The organism is Streptomyces sp. NPDC050732, assembly GCF_040654255.1.
Classification (GTDB): Bacteria; Actinomycetota; Actinomycetes; order Streptomycetales; family Streptomycetaceae; genus Streptomyces.
The window spans coordinates 47,986-66,568 of the sequence record NZ_JBFAHP010000022.1; the positions used below are offsets into that span (position 1 = coordinate 47,986).

General features: G+C 71.7%; 17 protein-coding genes and 1 riboswitch. Of the genes, 11 read left to right on the top strand and 6 right to left on the bottom strand.

Going from position 1 to position 18,583, the window contains the following annotated elements; all coding sequences use genetic code 11:
• Positions 1 to 22: 22 nt before the first annotated feature.
• The 4 genes from AB0H82_RS21035 to AB0H82_RS21050 form a co-directional block, all read right to left on the bottom strand.
• Positions 23 to 736: a DUF5995 family protein gene (locus AB0H82_RS21035; protein ID WP_362994813.1), complete on the bottom strand. Its 714-nt coding sequence runs from the start codon at positions 734 to 736 to the stop codon at positions 23 to 25.
• Positions 737 to 771: 35 nt separating this feature from the next.
• Complete coding sequence (locus AB0H82_RS21040; RefSeq protein WP_362994815.1) at positions 772 to 1,965, bottom strand: Cmx/CmrA family chloramphenicol efflux MFS transporter; 1,194 nt, start codon at positions 1,963 to 1,965, stop codon at positions 772 to 774.
• Between the two features lie 211 nt (positions 1,966 to 2,176).
• Positions 2,177 to 3,556, bottom strand: coding sequence for a solute carrier family 23 protein (locus AB0H82_RS21045; protein WP_362994817.1), 1,380 nt, complete (start codon positions 3,554 to 3,556; stop codon positions 2,177 to 2,179).
• A gap of 98 nt (positions 3,557 to 3,654) precedes the next feature.
• Positions 3,655 to 4,863, bottom strand: a complete 1,209-nt coding sequence (locus tag AB0H82_RS21050) for an MFS transporter (protein ID WP_362994819.1) — start codon at positions 4,861 to 4,863, stop codon at positions 3,655 to 3,657.
• Positions 4,864 to 4,962: 99 nt separating this feature from the next.
• Here AB0H82_RS21050 and AB0H82_RS21055 point away from each other — a divergent pair, with 99 nt between their 5' ends.
• Entirely contained in the window at positions 4,963 to 6,132 is a 1,170-nt protein-coding gene (locus tag AB0H82_RS21055) for an ROK family transcriptional regulator (protein WP_362994821.1), read from the top strand.
• A gap of 33 nt (positions 6,133 to 6,165) precedes the next feature.
• On the opposite strand, the gene AB0H82_RS21060 is transcribed toward AB0H82_RS21055, so the two are convergent.
• Together AB0H82_RS21060 and AB0H82_RS21065 are read right to left on the bottom strand one after the other, a co-directional pair.
• On the bottom strand, positions 6,166 to 7,056 hold the full coding sequence (locus AB0H82_RS21060; protein WP_362994823.1) for an RNA polymerase sigma-70 factor: 891 nt from the start codon (positions 7,054 to 7,056) through the stop codon (positions 6,166 to 6,168).
• Positions 7,057 to 7,100: 44 nt separating this feature from the next.
• On the bottom strand, positions 7,101 to 9,437 hold the full coding sequence (locus AB0H82_RS21065) for a chitinase C-terminal domain-containing protein (RefSeq protein WP_362994825.1): 2,337 nt from the start codon (positions 9,435 to 9,437) through the stop codon (positions 7,101 to 7,103).
• Positions 9,438 to 9,720: 283 nt separating this feature from the next.
• Positions 9,721 to 9,851: riboswitch (FMN riboswitch) on the top strand.
• A gap of 212 nt (positions 9,852 to 10,063) precedes the next feature.
• Between AB0H82_RS21065 and ribD the strand changes: the two genes are divergently transcribed.
• The 10 genes from ribD (at position 10,064) to AB0H82_RS21115 (ending at position 18,567) form a co-directional block, all read left to right on the top strand.
• On the top strand, positions 10,064 to 11,119 hold the full coding sequence (gene ribD, locus AB0H82_RS21070) for a bifunctional diaminohydroxyphosphoribosylaminopyrimidine deaminase/5-amino-6-(5-phosphoribosylamino)uracil reductase RibD (RefSeq protein WP_362994956.1): 1,056 nt from the start codon (positions 10,064 to 10,066) through the stop codon (positions 11,117 to 11,119).
• A gap of 1 nt (position 11,120) precedes the next feature.
• Positions 11,121 to 11,741, top strand: coding sequence for a riboflavin synthase (locus AB0H82_RS21075; RefSeq protein ID WP_362994827.1), 621 nt, complete (start codon positions 11,121 to 11,123; stop codon positions 11,739 to 11,741).
• A 56-nt stretch (positions 11,742 to 11,797) separates the two neighbouring features.
• A complete protein-coding gene (locus AB0H82_RS21080) occupies positions 11,798 to 12,385 on the top strand; it encodes a nicotinamide mononucleotide transporter family protein (protein ID WP_362994958.1) in 588 nt (195 codons plus the stop codon).
• Entirely contained in the window at positions 12,382 to 13,680 is a 1,299-nt protein-coding gene (locus tag AB0H82_RS21085) for a bifunctional 3,4-dihydroxy-2-butanone-4-phosphate synthase/GTP cyclohydrolase II (protein WP_362994829.1), read from the top strand. The genes AB0H82_RS21080 and AB0H82_RS21085 overlap by 4 nt, the downstream gene beginning before the upstream one ends.
• Positions 13,681 to 13,717: 37 nt before the next feature.
• Positions 13,718 to 14,203: a 6,7-dimethyl-8-ribityllumazine synthase gene (gene ribH / locus AB0H82_RS21090; protein ID WP_362994831.1), complete on the top strand. Its 486-nt coding sequence runs from the start codon at positions 13,718 to 13,720 to the stop codon at positions 14,201 to 14,203.
• A gap of 35 nt (positions 14,204 to 14,238) precedes the next feature.
• Positions 14,239 to 14,511 (top strand): phosphoribosyl-ATP diphosphatase, encoded by a 273-nt coding sequence (locus AB0H82_RS21095; protein ID WP_093658196.1) that lies wholly within the window; start codon positions 14,239 to 14,241, stop codon positions 14,509 to 14,511.
• Positions 14,512 to 14,561: 50 nt separating this feature from the next.
• Entirely contained in the window at positions 14,562 to 15,410 is an 849-nt protein-coding gene (gene hisG, locus AB0H82_RS21100) for an ATP phosphoribosyltransferase (RefSeq protein ID WP_362994833.1), read from the top strand.
• 31 nt (positions 15,411 to 15,441) lie between these two features.
• On the top strand, positions 15,442 to 15,909 hold the full coding sequence (locus AB0H82_RS21105) for a PH domain-containing protein (protein ID WP_362994835.1): 468 nt from the start codon (positions 15,442 to 15,444) through the stop codon (positions 15,907 to 15,909).
• Between the two features lie 205 nt (positions 15,910 to 16,114).
• Entirely contained in the window at positions 16,115 to 17,467 is a 1,353-nt protein-coding gene (locus AB0H82_RS21110; protein WP_362994837.1) for a hemolysin family protein, read from the top strand.
• Complete coding sequence (locus tag AB0H82_RS21115) at positions 17,464 to 18,567, top strand: hemolysin family protein (RefSeq protein ID WP_362994839.1); 1,104 nt, start codon at positions 17,464 to 17,466, stop codon at positions 18,565 to 18,567. Before AB0H82_RS21110 ends, AB0H82_RS21115 begins: the two co-directional genes overlap by 4 nt.
• The last annotated feature ends 16 nt before the right edge of the window (positions 18,568 to 18,583 follow it).

Here is an 18,583-nt window from a genome sequence, read left to right on the forward strand (position 1 = left end):
GTCGATTCAACGTACAGCGACTTCAGTCCGGAAGGGGCGTCAACAGGATGCGTCCCACCAACCCCACCGCCCCGTCCAGCCGCTCCACGAACTCCTCGGCGACAGCGGGCAGTTCGCGCAGCGCCCACAGGGCCCGCGCCGACGCCCACGCCCCGTCCCTGGCGCGCTCCAGGCTCCAGGAACCGGCCAGATGCGTCAGCGGGTCGCCGACCTGGAGCAGGTCGGGGCCGGGCATCAGCTCTTCGCGAATGCGTTCCTCAAGCGACGCGAGGACATCGCCCACGCGGTCGAACCCGTCCTCCAGATCGGCCGGTTCGCAGCCCAGCGTGCGGCAGCTGTCGACGAGGGCCAGCGCCAGATCGTGCCCGATGTGCGCGTTGATGCCCGCGAGTGCGAACTGCAGCGGGCTGACGCCCGGATGCCGGCGGTACTGGAACAGCGGGCGCCAGCAGGCGGGCGGGCGGTGCCCGGCGGTCGCCGCCTCGACGGCCGCCAGATAGCGTTCGGCGAAGCGGACGGCCAGCGTCAGCGCGGCACGGGCGTCGGGGAACGCACCGCCGTCGAGACGCCGGCCGACTTCCTCCGTCACCGAGAGGTAGACGCGGTTGAAGACGGCGACCCCGTCGCGCGGCGGCCAGCCGGCGCCGAGCGCACGCATCCGTGCCGCCACGGCGTCGACGTCGTCGTCCCCACCGGTCGGTGCCCTGAACTCCGCGAACCGCTCCAACTGCGCCATGGGGGCAGGGTCCCAGCCCCGGGCGCGCCCGGACGTCAGCGCACCGGCCGCTTCCCCGAAACGAGGGAACGGCCGCCGCGCGGGGCCTGACGGCTCAGGCCGGCCGCCGCACCCCCGACGGCCAGGGCCGCCGCCACCAGGAGCGCGCCGACCCAGAGCGGCGAGCGGTAGCCGAGCCCCGCGGAGATCGCGAGGCCGCCGAGCCACGGACCGAGGGCGCCGCCCACGTTGAACGCGGCCGTGGCGAACCCGCCCGACAGGTGCGGCGCGTCGGCCGCCGCGTACAGCGCCTGCGCGATGAGCGTGGACCCGACGCCGAACGACAGCGCGCCCTGAACGAGGACCAGCACGACCGCCGCCACCGGGTTCGCGGCGGTCACGGCGAGGAGGACCCAGCCGGCGAGCAGCGCGAGCGAGCCGCACACCAGGAGCGGCACGGGCCGTACGTCGGCGACGCGACCGCCCACGGTGACACCGACGAACGAGCCGATGCCGAACAGCGCCAGCACCGCGGGGACCCAGCCGGAGCCGAGGCCGGTCACCTCGGTGACCAGCGGCGCGAGGTAGGTGAACGTACAGAACGTCGCGCCGTTCACCAGCGCGCCGAGCAGCAGCGTCACCAGCAGTCGCGGGCGGCGCAGCGCGCGCAGCTCACCGAGCGCGCTCGGCCCCGCGACGTCCGGCGCACCGGCGGGCACGGCCCGCGCGATGGCGAGGACGGCGGGCAGGGAGATCAGGGCCACGGCCCAGAACGCCGAGCGCCAGCCCCACACCTCGCCGAGCAGCGCGCCGGCGGGCACGCCCGCGACACAGGCGAGGGTGACGCCGCCGAGCAGCGCGGAGGTCGCGCGCCCCTTCGCGTCCGGCTCGACCAGGTCAGTGGCGGTCACCAGGGCGACCGCGAGGAAACCGGCGTTGGCGAGGGCTCCCACGACGCGCGTCGTGAGCAGCACGGCGAAGCTCGTGGTGAGCGCGCCGGCGACATGGACGAGGAGGAAGGTGACCAGGAAGACGAGGAGCGTGCTCCGGCGGGAGAAGCGGCGGCTCAGGACGGCCATCAGCGGCGCGCCGACGATCATTCCCACGGCGAACGCCGAGGTCAGATGGCCGGCGGACGGAATGGAGACGTCCAGGTCCGCGGCGATGTCGGCGACCAGTCCGGACAGCATGAACTCGGAGGTGCCTTGCGCGAACACGGCGAGTCCGAGGAGATGGAGGGCAAAGGGCACAGCAGGACTCCGCAACCACGGTGTGGATCGATCGGGACGATCAGGACACGGGAGCGGTGGTCCGGTGGCGGTGCCGCGGGCGCGTCAGCGCGGCGGTGCGAGAAGCCACCGGACGACCGGTGGCGGGAGTCTGTCGGACTCGGGGCTGGACATGGTGCGCACCCTAATCAGGCGTCACGCACCACGTCCAACGGATTGGCGTTCCGACCGATCAGCGTTCCTCTTTGTCGTACGTCGACGTGCCCGCGTCCAGCAGCGGTTCCTGCGACTTGAGGTGCTCGGGGGCGAAGGCGCGCAGCACGTGGTAGCCCGTGATGACGACGATCGTACCGAGCGCGATGCCGCTCAGCTCGAAGTTGTCGCTGATCTTCAGGGAGACGCCGCCGACGCCGATGATGATGCCCGCCGCGGCCGGCACGAGGTTCAACGGATTGCGCAGGTCGACCTTGGCGTTGATCCAGATCTGGGCACCGAGCAGGCCGATCATGCCGTACAGGATGACGGTGATGCCGCCGAGCACACCGCCGGGGATCGCGGCCACGACGGCGCCGAACTTGGGGCAGAGCCCGAAGAGCAGGGCGAAGCACGCCGCGGCCCAGTACGCGGCCGTGGAGTAGACGCGGGTCGCGGCCATCACGCCGATGTTCTCGGAGTACGTCGTGTTGGGCGGGCCGCCGACCGCGGTGGAGAGCATGGAGGCGGCGCCGTCGGCGGAGATCGCCGTGCCGAGCTTGTCGTCGAGGTTGTCGCCGGTCATCTCGCCGACGGCCTTCACGTGGCCCGCGTTCTCCGCGATCAGCGCGATGACGACGGGCAGCGCCACGAGGATCGCCGACCACTCGAAGCTCGGCGCGTGGAAGGACGGCAGGCCGATCCAGTCGGCCTGGCCCACGGCGGACAGGTCGAGGCGCCAGTGGTCGACGACCTTCCCCGAGGCGTCCGCCGAGTGGATCTTCCCGAAGACCTGGTCGAGGACCCAGGAGATGGCGTACCCGAAGACCAGGCCGAGGAAGATCGCGACGCGCGACCAGAAGCCGCGCAGGCAGACCACGGCCAATCCGGTGAACAGCATCACCAGGAGTGCCGTCCACTGGTCCTGCGGCCAGTACGTCGACGCGGTGACCGGCGCCAGGTTGAAGCCGATCAGCATGACGACCGCGCCGGTCACGATCGGCGGCATCGCGGCGTGGATGATCCGCGCCCCGAACTTCTGCACCGCGAGCCCCACCAGGAACAGCGCGGCACCGACCACGAGGACCGCGCCGGTCACCGTCGCGCTGGAGCCGCCCTGCGCCCGGATGACGGCGGCGACGCCCACGAAGGAGAGCGAGCAGCCCAGGTAGCTGGGGACCCGGCCGCGCGTGGCGAGCAGGAAGATGACGGTCGCGACGCCCGACATCATGATGGCCAGATTCGGATCGAGACCCATGAGGATGGGTGCTACGAAGGATGCCCCGAACATGGCCACCACGTGCTGCGCCCCGAGGCCGAACGTGCGGGGCCAGGAGAGGCGCTCGTCGGGCCGGACGACCGCGCCGGGAGCGGGGGTGCGTCCGTCGCCGTGGAGTTTCCAGCGCACGCCGAGATCCATGGTGAGTGTCGCTTTCTGTGCGCCGGGCCGGGCCGTTCCAGTGGTTCGTCTTCCAGTGGGGAGTGGCCCGAAATGATCGACGCCATGTTAATGCGACATCAGTGCGACTTCTCTCCGGTCGGCTGCGGGCTCCCGGCCCCGGCCGCCCTGCGGCCGTCCGTGCGCAGCACGCCGGCGAAGAGCACGAGCCCGAAGGCGAGCAGCGTCACCAGGCCGAACGAGGTCACGAGGCTCGTCGCGTCCGCGAGGCCGCCGATCGCCGAGGGGGCGATCAGACCCGAGGTGTACGTGATGGTGGCGACACCCGCGATGGCCTGGCTCGGGTTCGGGCCGCTGCGCCCGGCGGCGGCGAAGGCGAGCGGCACCACGACCGCGATGCCGAGGCCGAGCAGCGCGAAGCCGCCCATGGCCATGACCGGATGGGAGGCCAGCACCACGAGCAGCCCGCCGAGCACCGCGAGGACGCCGCCCGCCCGCACCGTGCGCACCGCGCCGAACCGGTCGACCACGGCGTCGCCCGCGAGCCGCGCGATCGCCATGGTGAGCGTGAAGCCGGTGGTCGACGCGGCGGCGACACCGGCCGACGTGTCCAGGACGTCCCGCAGATAGACCGCCGACCAGTCCAGGCTCGCGCCCTCCGCGAAGACCGCGCAGAACCCGACGGCGCCGATGAGCAGCGCCGACTTGGGCGGCAGCGAGAACCGCGGCGGCGCCTCCTCCTCCGGTTCCGCCTGTACGTCGAGCACGCCCTGGCAGGCCACGAGGCCGAGCGCGGTGAGCGCGACGGCGGCGAGCACGTGGTGCAGGCGGGCGTCGGAGCCCAGGTGGGCGGCGACGGTGCCGGCCGCCGAGCCGATCAGGGCGCCGACGCTCCACATGCCGTGCAGGCCCGACATGATCGACTTCCGCATGCGGGTCTCGGTCTCGACGCCCAGGGCGTTCATCACCACGTCCGACATGCCGGAGGAGGCGCCGTACACGAAGAGCGCCACGCAGAGCGTCAGCAGGTTCGGCGCCAGCGAGGGCAGGATCAGGGCGAGCGTCCACAGGGCGAGCAGGCCGCGCAGCGCGGGCCGGGCGCCGAAGCGGTGGCTGATCCGGCTGGCGAGAGGCATCGCGACGGAGGCGCCGATCGCGGGGAAGGCCAGCGCGAGACCGAGCATGCCCGCGCTGACGTCGGCGTGCTCCTGGATCCAGGGCACCCGCGTCGCGAAGGACCCCGCGACCGCGCCGTGCACGCAGAAGACGGCCGCCACGGCGATCCGCGCCCGCTTCAACCGGCGTTTGTCGTAGACCACTTCACTCATGACGTTTCCGCCCCTCCCGAGCGCCGCACCGATACGGCGACGTAAACTATCAGGAACCCTGCCTGATAAATAGAAGCTTTCCTGTGGGAGGATCCGGACATGCCTGTCTCGCCTGCCTCACCGAGGACCGCCCGGGCCATCAACGACCGGCTCGCCCTGGGGCTCCTGCAGCGCGAGGGGCCCCTGACCGCGAACCAGCTGAAGCAGCTCACCGGCCTGTCGAGGCCCTCGGTGGCCGACCTCGTCGAGCGGCTCCAGGGCTCCGGGCTCATCACCGTCGTCGGGGAGGCGGGTGCCCAGCGGCGCGGCCCGAATGCCCGGCTCTACGGCATAGTCGCCGACCGGGCCCACCTCGCCGCCCTCGACGTGCGCACCGACAGCGTCTCCGTCGTCGTCACCGACCTGCTCGGCGCGGTGCTCGCCGAGGCCTCCGAGCCCGTCGGCGGCGACACGGAGACCGCCCTCGGGCGCGTCCTCGACCTCGTCGGGCGCACGCTGCGCGAGGGCGGCGTCCAGCGGCTGCACACCGTCGGCATCGGCGCCCCCGGCCTCATCGACCCCGCCACCGGCGACCTGCACGACACGACCTCGCTGCCCGCCTGGCACCGCCGCCTCGCCGGGAGCCTCCAGGAGCGGCTCGGCGCCCGCGTCCTCGTGGAGAACGAGACCAACCTCGCGGCCCGCGCCGAGCGCCGCGACGGCGCCGCGCACGACCGGGACACCTTCGTGCTGCTCTGGCTCGGCGACGGCGTCGGCGCCGCCGTCGTGCTCGACGGCGTGCTGCGCAGGGGCGCGTCGGGCGGCACCGGCGAGATCGGCTTCCTGCCGGTGCCGGGCACGGGCTCCCTGCCGTCGGCCACCGGCTGCGAGGGCGGCTTCCACTCGCTGGCCTGCGCCGCCGCCCTGCTCGAACTCGGCGCGGAACACGGCCTGTCGGGGCCCGGCATGTCGGCCGCCGACGTGGTGCGGCACGCGGTCGGGACCGGGGAGGACGCCTTCCTGGACGCCGTCGCCGACCGGATCGCCGTCGGCGCGGCCGCGATGGCCGCGATCCTCGACCCCGGCTGTGTCGTCCTGGGCGGCGAGGTGGGCCGCGCGGGCGGCACCGCGCTCGCCGCCCGGGTCGCGGACCGCGTCACCGCCATGTCACCCCTGCGCACCGAGGTCCGCGCGAGTACGCTCGGCGGCGCCGCGGTGCTGCGGGGCGCGCTGCTCGCCGCGCGGGACGCGGCGCAGGACGAGCTGTTCGGGCCGCCGACGAGTCACTGAGGCGCGGGCGGCCCCGGGGGCGCTCGTTCGCCGTCAGGCGGCGGCCAGCTGGCGTTCCACGAACCCCAGCTTGTCCGGATTGACGACCGACCGCACCCCGGTGACCAGCCCGTCGCCCCCTTCGAACGCGGCGACGGCCCTCAGATGCCCCGCCGCGCGCACGACCAGCGCGGGGGCGCCGTTGACCTCGGCGTACGACACCTCGTCGGCCGCGAAGTCCGCCATGACGCCGACCAGGAAACGCAGGACGTTGTTGCGTCCGAGGACGGGTGTGCGGGTCGCGGCGGCCTTGCCGCCGCCGTCGCCCCACCACGTCACGTCCCTGGCCAGTATCTTCTCCAGGCTCGCCACGTCGCCCTCGCGGGCCGCCGCGACGAACGACTCCACGAACGCCTGCCGCAGCTCGTGCCCCGGCTCGAAGCGGGACCGCGCCTCGGCGACCGCCCGCACCGCCCTGCGGTACAGCTGGCGGCAGTTGGCCTCGCTGCCGTCGAGGACGCGGGCGATCTCCTGGTGGCTGTACGCGAACGCCTCCCGCAGCACGTACACGGCACGCTCCTTGGGCGTGAGCCGCTCCAGGAGGGCGAGCAGCGCCATCGACACCGCCTCCCGCTGCTCGGCCGACTCCAGCGGGCCGAGGGTGCCGCCGGAGGTGATCACCGGCTCGGGCAGCCAGGTCCCCACGTACTGCTCGCGCCGGGCGCGGGCCGAGGTCAGCCTGGTCAGACAGAGGTTCGTGACGGTCTTGGCCAGCCAGGCGGCCGGTTGCGCGATGTCCTCGCGCCGGGCGCCGTTCCAGCGCAGGTACGCGTCCTGCACGGCGTCCTCCGCCTCGTGCGCGGAGCCGAGTATGCGGTAGGCCAGGCCGAACATCCGGGGGCGGTGGGACTCGAACTCCTCGGCCAGTGCCGCTGCGCTGCTCACGCCCACAGGGTGCCAAATCCTACGGGCGTGAGCACGCGCGACGGTCAGCAGGCGCCGAGATCCTGCCAGACACCCCACGCGCCGCCGGCGCCGGGCTCATCGCCCTTCGTCCACCACTTGGCCTTCCAGGTGTGGGACTTGTGGGACACGCTGGTCCCGCTGCCGTACTCGGCGGACGCACTCCACGCGGGCGCCGTGCACTTGCCCGGCGTCGGCGGGTCCGTCGGGCCCGGCGGGTCGGTCGGACCTGTGCCGCCTCCCGGCTCGACGAGCGTGGTGCCGCGCGCCAGGTCACCGGCGAGCGCGTACGTCGTGCCGCTGATGTCCACCGTCCAGTTCCACGGAGTGGAGACCGGCAGGTAGTAGTTGAAGGACAGGTCCACGGAGGCGCCGGGCGCGAGGGACTGCCACGCCGGGAGCTTCAGCGAGACCCGGTGGAAGTCGCCCTTCAGGCCGCCGGCGTTGCTGCCCGTGTGGTCGCTGCTGATCACCTTCGTACCGAAACCGGACTGGTCGGATGCGTTGCCCGGGGCCGCGGTGGAGTAGTCGAACTGGAACTCCGTGCCGCCCGGCAGCGCCGTCTTCGTGTTGTTGGTGATCTTCACCTTGGGCGTGATCGGGTAGTTGGAGTCGCCCAGCTTGAAGTCGCCGAAGTCCACGCCGATGTCGACGGCCTTGGTGGGCAGCTCCTTGTTCGAGACCTTCGCGCCGTACGGCTTCGCGGCCTTGAACTTGTCGTACATCAGCGAGGTGAGCGTGTCGCCGATCTCGTACTGGCCCTTGGCCGCGTTCCAGTCGTAGTCACCGGCCATCTCCCAGACCATCGTGCCGCCGATGCCCCGGTCGACCACGTAGTCGGCCTTCTTCGCCACCGACTCCTCGTCCTCCGTGGACAGGAAGACCTTCTTGTCCGCGTTCCACAGCCAGGGCGCGACCAGCGAGGAGCTGTACTTGCGGGCGTACGTGCCGGTGAGCTTGGTGTCCGCGGGGAAGCCGTACTTGGTGACGTAGTCGCCGACGATCCCCTTCTCCAGGTTCTTGGCGTGCCACATCGGGTTGGAGCCCGCCGGGGACTCCTTGCCGTTGTCGTCCTTGTCGTGCCACAGGTTGTCGATGCCGACCGCGCCGTCACCGCACTTGGTCAGGCCGGAGCCGGCCGGACAGCTGGTGGCCGCCGCCTTGCCCCACAGTCCGTCGGTGCCGCCCTGCACGTTCTTGTGGCCGCGCGTGTAGTACGGCAGGCCGATGTTGATGCGCCCTGCGGGCATCGAGCCGCGGAAGTAGTGGTAGGCCCAGTCGGTGTTCAGATAGCCGATGCCGCCGTACTGCGAGCTTCCGTAGACGTTGGCCGCCGCGAGCTCCGCGTCCTTGCCGTCGTCGAAGAGCGCGGCGTTCGGGCCCACGTACTCGTTCCAGGCGCCGTGCAGGTCGTACGACATGATGTTGACGTAGTCCAGGTACTTCTGGACCTGGAAGGTCTCCATGCCGCGCAGCAGATAGCCGGACGAGGGGGCCGCCACGGTCAGCATGTAGTGCTTGCCGTCGGCCGCGCCCGCCTTGTCGAGCTTCTCGCGCAGGGACTTCATCAGCGCCGCGTAGCCCTTGACGAGGCCGCCGCGGCGGGCGTTGGAGATCGAGTAGTCGAGCGGGTTGCCCGCGTCCTTCATCGTGGTCGGGTACTCGTAGTCGATGTCGACGCCGTTGAAGCCGTACTTCTTTATGAAGGAGACGGCGGAGTCCGCGAAGGTGTCGATGCCCGCGTGGTTCACCGAGCCGTCCGCGTTGGTGGCCATGGAGTAGAAGCCGCCGGAGTTGACGCGCTTGCCGTCGTCCCCGAAGTAGCCGCCCGTCTCGGCCCAGCCGCCCACGGATATCAGCGTCTTGACGTTCGGGTGCTTCTTCTTGAACTTGTTGAGCAGGTTGAAGTGGCCCTTGTAGGGCAGCGCCGGGTCCATCTCGGCGCCCGCGACGCCCGGCCAGGTCATGCCGGTGGCGGGGTTCGTGTCGCTGTCGGAGCCGACGGAGAGTTTGTTGTCCTTGTTCACATGCCCGAAGGCGTAGTTGACGTGGGTGACCTTCTCCCACGGGATGTCCTTGGCGAGATAGGCGGGCTCGCCGTTCTTGCCGGTGCGCCAGCCGGTGAAGTAGCCGATGACGCGCCGCTGGTGGTCGGCGCCCATCTTCTCGCGGCCTTCGCCGTCGTAGACGGAGCAGTAGGGGACGTCGACGCCGGGCGTCTTGTAGAGGCCGTCGGGTCGGCAGGAAGCGTTGTCGGCGGCCGCAGCCTGGGTGGCGCCGCCGGAGACGAGGCTGACCAGCAGGCCGGCGACGGCTGCGCCGGACGCGAGCAGCGTCGGTCTCGCACGGATGAGGGACGGCAAGGGGACCTCCTGGGGAGGGTCGGCACGCGGGTACGGGGGAGAGGCGGGGCGGAACAACACAACTGGTGGAGATGTGAATCGTTCTGGGGCCCCGGTGTGCGCACACCGTCGGCTCCGGCTCCTCGGAGGTGACGCAGAGATTAAGAGGACTAGACCAGTGCGTCAATAGGTCTGGACCAAGTTGGTTGAACGTGATGTTGAACGGTGATGTTGTGAGCCAGCCCACAGCGAGTCACCCGTATGGCCCGCAATCAGCCATGGCACACTGGCCTCGTACCAGAAGCAGCGCACTCCGGGGTCGGTGTAATTCCGAACCGGCGGTTACAGTCCGCGACCCGGCCACCTCCAGTGGCCGGTTGACCAGGTGAAATTCCTGGACCGACGGTGAAAGTCCGGATGGGAGGCAGTGCGCGGCGGGCGGGCATTTGTGCACGCCGCCGTCATGGCTTGTTCCTGGCTCCGGCCAGGGACGGTTCCTGGGTTCTCCCGGGGACAGGTGTCATTCGGCGCAGGCGTTCCCCAGATGTCGCTGTCCGTTACTTTCTGTCGTCATCGACAGGCCCCGGAGTCCGTGCCCGAAGAGGCAGGAGGACCCGGTGGCCACCGCCGTAGCCGAAACAGCCGCCATGCGGCGCGCCATCACGCTGGCCGCCCGCGGCCTCGGCTCCACCAGCCCCAACCCCGTCGTCGGCTGCGTCGTCCTCGACGCCTCCGGCGAGCCCGTCGGCGAGGGCTGGCACCAGCGCGCGGGCGGCCCGCACGCCGAGGTCCACGCCCTGCGCGCGGCGGGCGACAGAGCCCGTGGCGGCACCGCCGTCGTCACCCTCGAACCCTGCAACCACACCGGCCGCACCGGACCCTGCGCGCAGGCCCTCATCGACGCCGGGATCGCCCGCGTCGTCTACGCGGTCGGCGACCCCAACCCCACTGCGACCGGCGGCGCGCGCACCCTGCGAGCGGCCAGAATCCCGGTGGAGCAAGGCCTGCTGGCGACCGAGGCCGCCGAGGGCAACGCCGCCTGGCTGACCTCCGTGCGCCTCGGCCGCCCCCACGTCACCTGGAAGTACGCCGCCACGCTCGACGGCCGCATCGCCGCCGCCGACGGCACCAGCCGCTGGATCACCTCCGCCGACTCCCGCGCCGACGTGCACCGGCTGCGCGCCGAGTGCGACGCCGTCGTCGTCGGCTCGGGCACCCAGCGCACCGACGACCCGCACCTCGCCGCCCGCGGCATCGACGGCGCCGTCCAGCCGCTGCGGGTCGTCGTCGACACGAACGCCACCGCGGTCACGCCGGGCGCCCGCGTCCTGGACGACGCGGCACCGACCCTGATCGCCGTCGCCGACGACGCCACACCCACCCACGACGCCGAGACCGTCCGCCTCCCGCGAGCGGAAGGCGGGTTGGACATCCAAACCCTCCTGGACGTGCTCCACGCGCGTGGCGTGCGGTCCGTCCTCCTCGAAGGGGGCCCGACGCTCGCCGGCGCCTTCGTGGCCGCGGGCGCCGTCGACCGCGTCGTCGGCTACCTCGCCCCCGTCCTGCTCGGCGCCGGCCCCGCCGCCCTGACCGGCGGCGGAATCACCACGATCACCGAAGCGTTGCGGCTCGACGTGAGCGAGACCGTCCGTATCGGCCCCGACCTGCGCATCACAGCGACCCTCGTAGCGAAGGAGCACTGAAGTGTTCACCGGAATCGTCGAAGAGCTGGGCGAGATCACCGCCGTCGAGAACCCCCCCGACGCCTCCCGCTTCCGTCTGCGCGGCCCCGTGGTCACCGAGGGCGCCAAGCACGGCGACTCCATCGCCGTCAACGGAGTCTGTCTGACGGTCGTGGAGCACGAGGGCGACGAGTTCACCGCCGACGTCATGGCGGAGACCCTGAACCGCTCCAGCCTCGGCGCGCTCACGGTCGGCTCCCGCGTCAACCTGGAGCGCCCCACCGCGGTCGGCGCGCGCCTCGGCGGACACATCGTGCAGGGGCATGTCGATTCGGTCGGCACCGTCCTGGAGCGCAAGCCGTCCGACAACTGGGAGATCGTCAAGGTCTCGCTCCCCGCCGGCCTCTCCCGCTACGTCGTTGAGAAGGGCTCCATCACCGTCGACGGCGTCAGCCTCACCGTGGTCGACGCGGGCTCCGACCACTTCACCATCAGCCTCATCCCCACCACCCTCGCGCTGACCACGCTCGGCATCAAGCAGCCAGGCGACCCGGTCAACCTTGAGGTCGACGTCATCGCCAAGTACGTCGAGCGCCTGCTCGGCGACCGCGGTCAGGTGCCCGCTCAGGAGGCCACCAAGTGAACTGGCTCAACTCCGAAGCCTTCACGGCCTTCGACCAGCACATCCTGTGGTCGGACATGATCGGCAACACCGTCGGCCTCATCGCCCTCGCGCTCGGCTGGCGGCGCTCCATATGGACTTGGCCGGCCCAGTTCCTGTCCGGCGTCATCCTCGTCGCCGCGTACGCCTCCGCGCAGCTCTCCGGCGGCGTCGGCAAGCAGCTCCTCGTCATCGGCGTCGCGCTGTGGGGCTGGCGGCAGTGGACGCGCGGCAGGCAGCAGGCCCAGGACGGCTCCATCGCCATCCGCTTCGCCACCTGGAAGGAGCGGGGCATCCTGCTCGCGGGCACCGCGGTCGGCACCCTCGCCGTCGGCGCCCTGTTCAGCGCCGTCCCCGACCTGTCCTGGAACCCCTGGCCCGACGCCTACATCTTCGTCGGCACGCTCGCCGCGATGGTCGCCCAGGCCCGCGGACTCGTCGAGTTCTGGTTCGCCTGGCTGCTCGTCGACGTGGTCGGCGTGCCGCTCGCCTTCAGCAGCGGCCTCGCCTTCTCCGGACTCGTGTACGTCGTCTACCTCGCCCTCGTCCTCTGGGGCATGCGCGACTGGTGGCTGCGCTCCCGCGCGGCCGCCTCGCAGCCCGTCATGGAAGGAGCCCCGGCATGACTGTGGCACCTGTCTGGCACAGCACCGCCAGCAACGAAGACCCCCTGGACCTCTCCCTCGACCCCGTCGAGCAGGCCGTCCGCGACATCGCGGCGGGCCGCCCCGTCGTGGTCGTCGACGACGAGGACCGCGAGAACGAGGGCGACCTCGTCGTCGCCGCCGAGATGGCGACCCCCGAGATCGTCGCCTTCATGATGAGCGAGTGCCGCGGCCTCATCTGCGCGCCCATGGAGGCCGGCGAACTCGACCGGCTCCGGCTCCCGCAGATGGTCGAGCACAACACCGAGTCGATGAGCACGGCCTTCACCGTCTCCGTCGACGCGACCGCCGCGCACGGCGTCACCACCGGCATCTCGGCCGCCGACCGCGCCACCACGCTCCAGCTCCTGGCGGGCGGCGCCGCCACCGCCGACGACTTCGTGCGCCCCGGGCACATCTTCCCGCTGCGCGCCAAGGAAGGCGGCGTGCTCGCCCGTGACGGCCACACCGAGGCCGCCGTCGACCTCGCCCGCCTCGCGGGACTGCGCCCCGCCGGGGCCATCGTGGAGATCGCGGGCGAGGACGGGAAGATGCTCCGGCTGCCCGAGCTGATCCCCTTCGCCCGCAAGCACGGCCTGACGATCATCTCCATCGAGGACCTCATCGCCTACCGCCGCTCCTCGGAGCCCACCGTCCGCCGCGAGGCCGAGGTCAGCCTGCCCACCGCCTTCGGCGACTTCACGGCGTACGGCTACCGCTCCACCGTCGACGGCGTCGAACACGTCGCCCTCGTCCACGGCGACATCGGCGACGGCGAGGACGTCCTCGCCCGCCTCCACTCAGAGTGCCTCACCGGCGACGTCTTCCACTCCCTGCGCTGCGACTGCGGCCCGCAGCTGGAGGCGTCCATGCGGCGCATCACGGAAGAGGGGCGCGGCGTCGTGGTCTACCTGCGCGGCCACGAGGGACGCGGCATCGGCCTGCTGTCCAAGCTGCGCGCGTACGCCCTCCAGGAGCAGGGCAGCGACACCCTCGACGCCAACCTGGAGCTCGGCCTGCCCGCCGACGCCCGGGACTACGGCGCGGGCGCGCAGATCCTGCGCGATCTCGGGGTACGCGGCGTCCGGCTGATGACCAACAACCCCGACAAGACCGACGCGGTCCTGCGGCACGGCCTGAAGGTCACCGGGCGCGAGCCCATGCCCGTCGAGGCCGGCGAACACAATCTTCGGTACCTGCGCACCAAGCGGGACCGGATGGGGCACGACCTGCCCTGGCTGGACGCCACCGAAGTGTCCGCCTGCGGCAACCAGTAAGTACCGAACACGGCCAGAGGATCTGAAGGAGAAGCGCGTGAGCGGCAAGGGTGCACCCGAACTGAGCGTGAAGAACTGCGGCGACCTGCGGGTCGCGGTGATCGCCGCGCAGTGGCACGAGAAGGTCATGGACGGCCTCGTCGACGGCGCCCTGCGCGCCCTGAATGAGCTCGGCATCAGCGAGCCGACGGTGCTGCGCGTGCCCGGCAGCTTCGAGCTGCCCGTCGTCGCCAAGGTCCTCGCCGGGCGCGGCTACGACGCGATCGTCGCGCTCGGCGTCGTCATCCGCGGCGGCACCCCGCACTTCGAGTACGTGTGCCAGGGCGTCACCCAGGGCCTCACCCAGGTCTCCGTGGACACCGGCGTCCCGATCGGCTTCGGCGTGCTGACGTGCGACACCGAGGAGCAGGCCCTGGACCGCGCGGGCATCGAGGGCTCCCGCGAGGACAAGGGCCACGAAGCGGTCACCGCGGCCGTGGCCACCGCGACCACGCTGCGCACCGTCTCCGAACCCTGGCGCTGAGGGGGGCCGTCCGGCCGCGTAGAGTGGCGACCATCATGTCCAAGAAGACTTTCGAGGAGCTCTTCGCCGAGCTCCAGCACAAGGCCGCCAACGGCGACCCCGCGACCTCCCGCACCGCCGAGCTCGTCGACAAGGGCGTCCACGCCATCGGCAAGAAGGTCGTCGAAGAGGCCGCCGAGGTCTGGATGGCCGCCGAGTACGAGGGCAAGGAAGCCGCCGCCGAGGAGATCTCGCAGCTTCTGTACCACGTGCAGGTGATGATGGTCGCCCGCGGCATCTCCCTCGACGACGTGTACGCCCACCTCTGAGCCGTACGCCCGACCCCTCCCCATACCCACCAGTTAAGGAAGCTGACCTCATGCTGCGCATCGCCGTCCCCAACAAGGGTTCACTGTCCGGACCTGCGTCGGCGATGCTCCATGAGGCCGGCTACCAGCAGCGCAAGGAGTCGAAGGAGCTCGTCCTCGTCGACCCCGACAACGAGGTCGAGTTCTTCTACCTGCGCCCCAAGGACATCGCGATCTACGTCTCGGCGGGCCGGCTCGACATCGGCATCACCGGCGAGGACCTGCTGATCGACTCCGGCGCCGACGCCGAGGCGATCCTGCCGCTCGGCTTCGCCCGCTCCACCTTCCGCTTCGCCGCGAAGCCGGGCACGGCGAGCGACATCAAGGACCTCGCGGGCAAGACCGTCGCGACCTCCTACGAGGGCATCGTCGCCAAGCACCTCGCCGAGCAGGGCGTCGCCGCCTCCGTCGTCCACCTGGACGGCGCCGTCGAGACCGCCATCGAGCTGGGCGTCGCCCAGGTCATCGCGGACGTCGTCGAGACCGGCACCTCCCTGCGCAACGCCGGCCTGGAGGTCTTCGGCGACCCGATCATGAAGTCCGAGGCGGTCGTCATCCGCCGTACCGGCGCCGACACCGAGGACCCGAAGGTGCAGCAGTTCCTGCGCCGCCTCCAGGGCGTCCTCGTCGCCAGGTCGTACGTGATGATGGACTACGACTGCCGCGCCGAGCACCTGGAGCAGGCCGTCGCCCTCACTCCGGGCCTGGAGTCGCCGACGATCTCCCCGCTGCACAACGAGGGCTGGGTGGCCGTCCGGTCCATGGTCCCCGCCAAGGAGGCCCAACGGATCATGGACGACCTGTACGCCATCGGCGCCCGGGCCATCCTGACCACGGCCATCCACGCCTGCCGCCTCTGACCGGCCCCCGATCCGGTAGGAGCACCGCCTCATGTCCGAAAGCCCCGTCAGCCCCGCCAGCCCGGCCCTTCCCGCCCTGCCCGTCACCTTCCGGCCGACGCGGACCCGGGCCGTCCTGCTCACCGCGGGCGCCACGATCTTCGTGGTGATCACGGCGATCGCCTTCCTGCTGCCCGCGCTCAGCCCGGGGGAGCGGACCAGCTTCGTCTTCACCGGCGCGCTCCTCTTCGGTGTGCTCGTGCTGCTCAGCAGGCCCAAGGTCGTCGCCGACGACTCCGGCGTGACCGTCGTCAACATCGCGACGAGCCGCCGTCTGGCGTGGGCCGAGATCGTGCAGGTCAATCTCCGCCCCGGCGACCCGTGGGTGTTCCTGAACCTCAGCGACGGCACCAGCCTGCCCGCCCTGGGCATCCAGCCGGGCATCGGCAGGCAGCAGGCCGTCACCGACGCCCGCAGCCTGCGCGCGCTCGCCGAGGCGCGGACAGCTCGCGAGAACTAGGCTCTGGACGTTCCGCGCCCGGTCTTGATTAATCTGTTGGCGGGGCGTGCGTGAGTGCCGCCCCGCTCCTGACGGGCCCGCCCGGCTCGCAGGGGCTCCTGCTATCCGAGGAGTGACTCCCTCCGGCGATGGACGGATCGTCCTGTAGTACCTGCGCCGCCCCCTCCCGACATACCGGGACCGGCACGACCGGAGAGGCGGCGGCATGACAGTGCCCCTGCTGCTTCTCGGGGCGGCATTCCTGCTGATTCTCGCCAACGGCTTCTTCGTGGCGGCCGAGTTCGGCCTCGTCACCGTCGAGCGGCCGGACGCCGAGAAGGCCGCGGCCGACGGCGACCGAAGGGCCGCGACGGTCGTCGGCGCCCTCAAGGAGCTGTCCTTCCAGCTCTCCGGCACCCAGCTCGGCATCACCATCACCTCGCTCGTCGTCGGCATGCTCGCCGAACCGGCCCTCGCGCACCTGCTCGCGGGCCCCTTCACGGCGGCCGGCGTCCCCGAGGGTGCCGTGGGCGGTGTCTCCGTAGTGGTCGGCATGCTGCTCGCCTCCGCCGTACAGATGGTGATCGGCGAACTGGTGCCCAAGAACTGGGCGGTCTCCAGGCCGCTGCAGGTCGCGCGGTTCGTCGCGGGCCCGCAGCACGTGTTCGCGCGCCTCTTCCGGCCCGTGATCGCCCTCCTGAACGCCGTGGCCAACCGGCTGGTGCGCGCCCTCGGCGTCGAGCCCGCCGACGAGCTGGCCTCCGCCCGCACCCCCGGCGAACTGGTCTCCCTGGCCCGGCACTCGGCGCAGGCCGGCGCCCTGGAGCAGGACACCGCCGACCTGTTCGTCCGCACCCTCTCCCTCGGCGAGCTGACCGCGCAGCACGTCATGACGCCCCGCGTGAAGGTCAGCGCGCTGCAGTCGTCGGCGACCGCCGAGGACGTGGTGAACCTGACCCGCGCCACCGGCCTGTCCCGCTTCCCGGTCTACGACGAGCGGATCGACGAGGTCGTCGGCATGGTGCACCTCAAGGACGCCCTCGCGGTCGCTGCCCACGAGCGCCTCAGGACGCCCGTGCGACGTATCGCCCGGTCCCCGCTGCTCGTCCCCGAGACGCTGCCTGTGCAGCCCCTCCTGGAGCGGCTGCGCAGCGAGCAGCCCATCGCCGTCGTCGTCGACGAGTACGGCGGTACGGCGGGCGTCGTCACCCTGGAGGACATCGTCGAGGAACTCGTCGGCGAGGTCCGCGACGAGCACGACCTCCTCGACCTGCCCGAGCTCTGCGCGGCACCGGCCGAGGACGGCAGGCCCGCCTGGGACGCCGACGGCAGCTGCCGCGTCGACACCCTCCAGCGCATCGGGCTCGCCGTGCCCGAGGGCCCGTACGAGACCGTCGCCGGCCTCGTCGCGGACCTGCTCGGCCGCATCCCTGCCCCCGGCGACCGGGCCGAACTCCCGGGCTGGCGGCTCTCGGTGCGCCAGGTCGGCCACTACCGCGCCGAGCGCGTCCGGATCTCACGGACGGCGGACACCCCGGTATCCGCCGTCCCCGCAGCCACCGCGGAGGCCCTGCGATGAGCCTGCTGCAACTCCTCTTCGCCGTCCTGCTCGTGCTCGCCAACGGCTTCTTCGTGGGCGCCGAGTTCGCGCTCGTGTCCGTGCGCCGCAGTCAGATCGAGCCCCTGGACACCAAGCGGTCCCGGCAGGTCCTGTACGGCCTTGAGCACCTGCCGCAGATGATGGCGGCCGCCCAGTTCGGCATCACCGTCTGCTCGCTGACGCTCGGCGCGGTCGCCGAGCCGACCGTCGCCCATCTCCTGGAGCCGGTCTTCGAGGCGGCCCACGTGCCCGAGGGCATGATCCACCCCCTCGGCTACGTGATCGCGCTCGCCGTCGTCGTCTTCCTCCACCTCGTCATCGGCGAGATGGTCCCGAAGAACCTCGCGATGGCGGCCCCCGAGAAGACCGCCCTCTGGTTCAGCCCGGGCCTGGTCGCCTTCGCGCGGCTCTGCCGCCCGGTGACCGCGGCGCTCGGGGCGTGCTCCCGGGTCGTCCTGAAACTCTTCGGAGTGGAGCCCAAGGACGAGGTCGAAGCGGTCTTCACCAGCGTGCAGCTGGGCCGCCTCGTGGAGGACTCCGGACAGGCGGGCCTGCTCGATCCGGTCGAGCAGGAGCGCCTGGAGGACGCCCTTGAGCTGGGCTCGCGCCCGGTCACCGACGTCCTGCTCGACCGGGCGTCCCTGGTGACCGTGGGCCCCTCGGTCACCCCGGCCCGCGTCATCGAGCTCACCGGGAGCACCGGCTACTCCCGCTTCCCGGTCCGCGCGGAGAACGGCGCCTTCATGGGCTACCTCCACGTGAAGGACGTACTGGATCTGGAGGAGACCGACCGCGCCGTGCCGCAGCAGGTCTGGCGTCCGATGACCACGCTGCGGTCCGAACTGCCGCTGGACGACGCCCTGACCGTGATGCGCCGCGCCGCGACGCACCTGGCACAGGTCGCCGACGCGTCCGGCAAGGTGCTCGGCCTGGTCGCCCTGGAGGACGTCCTGGAAATGCTGGTCGGCGAGGTCCGTGACCCGGCACATCGGGTCACGGTGCAGAGGACGCCGGTGGAGGACGCGGGGGACGCCGGTGACGCCAGGGACTCCGCGCTCGCGGGCAGCCGCGTGGGCTGAGCCCGCCGGGCCGGTG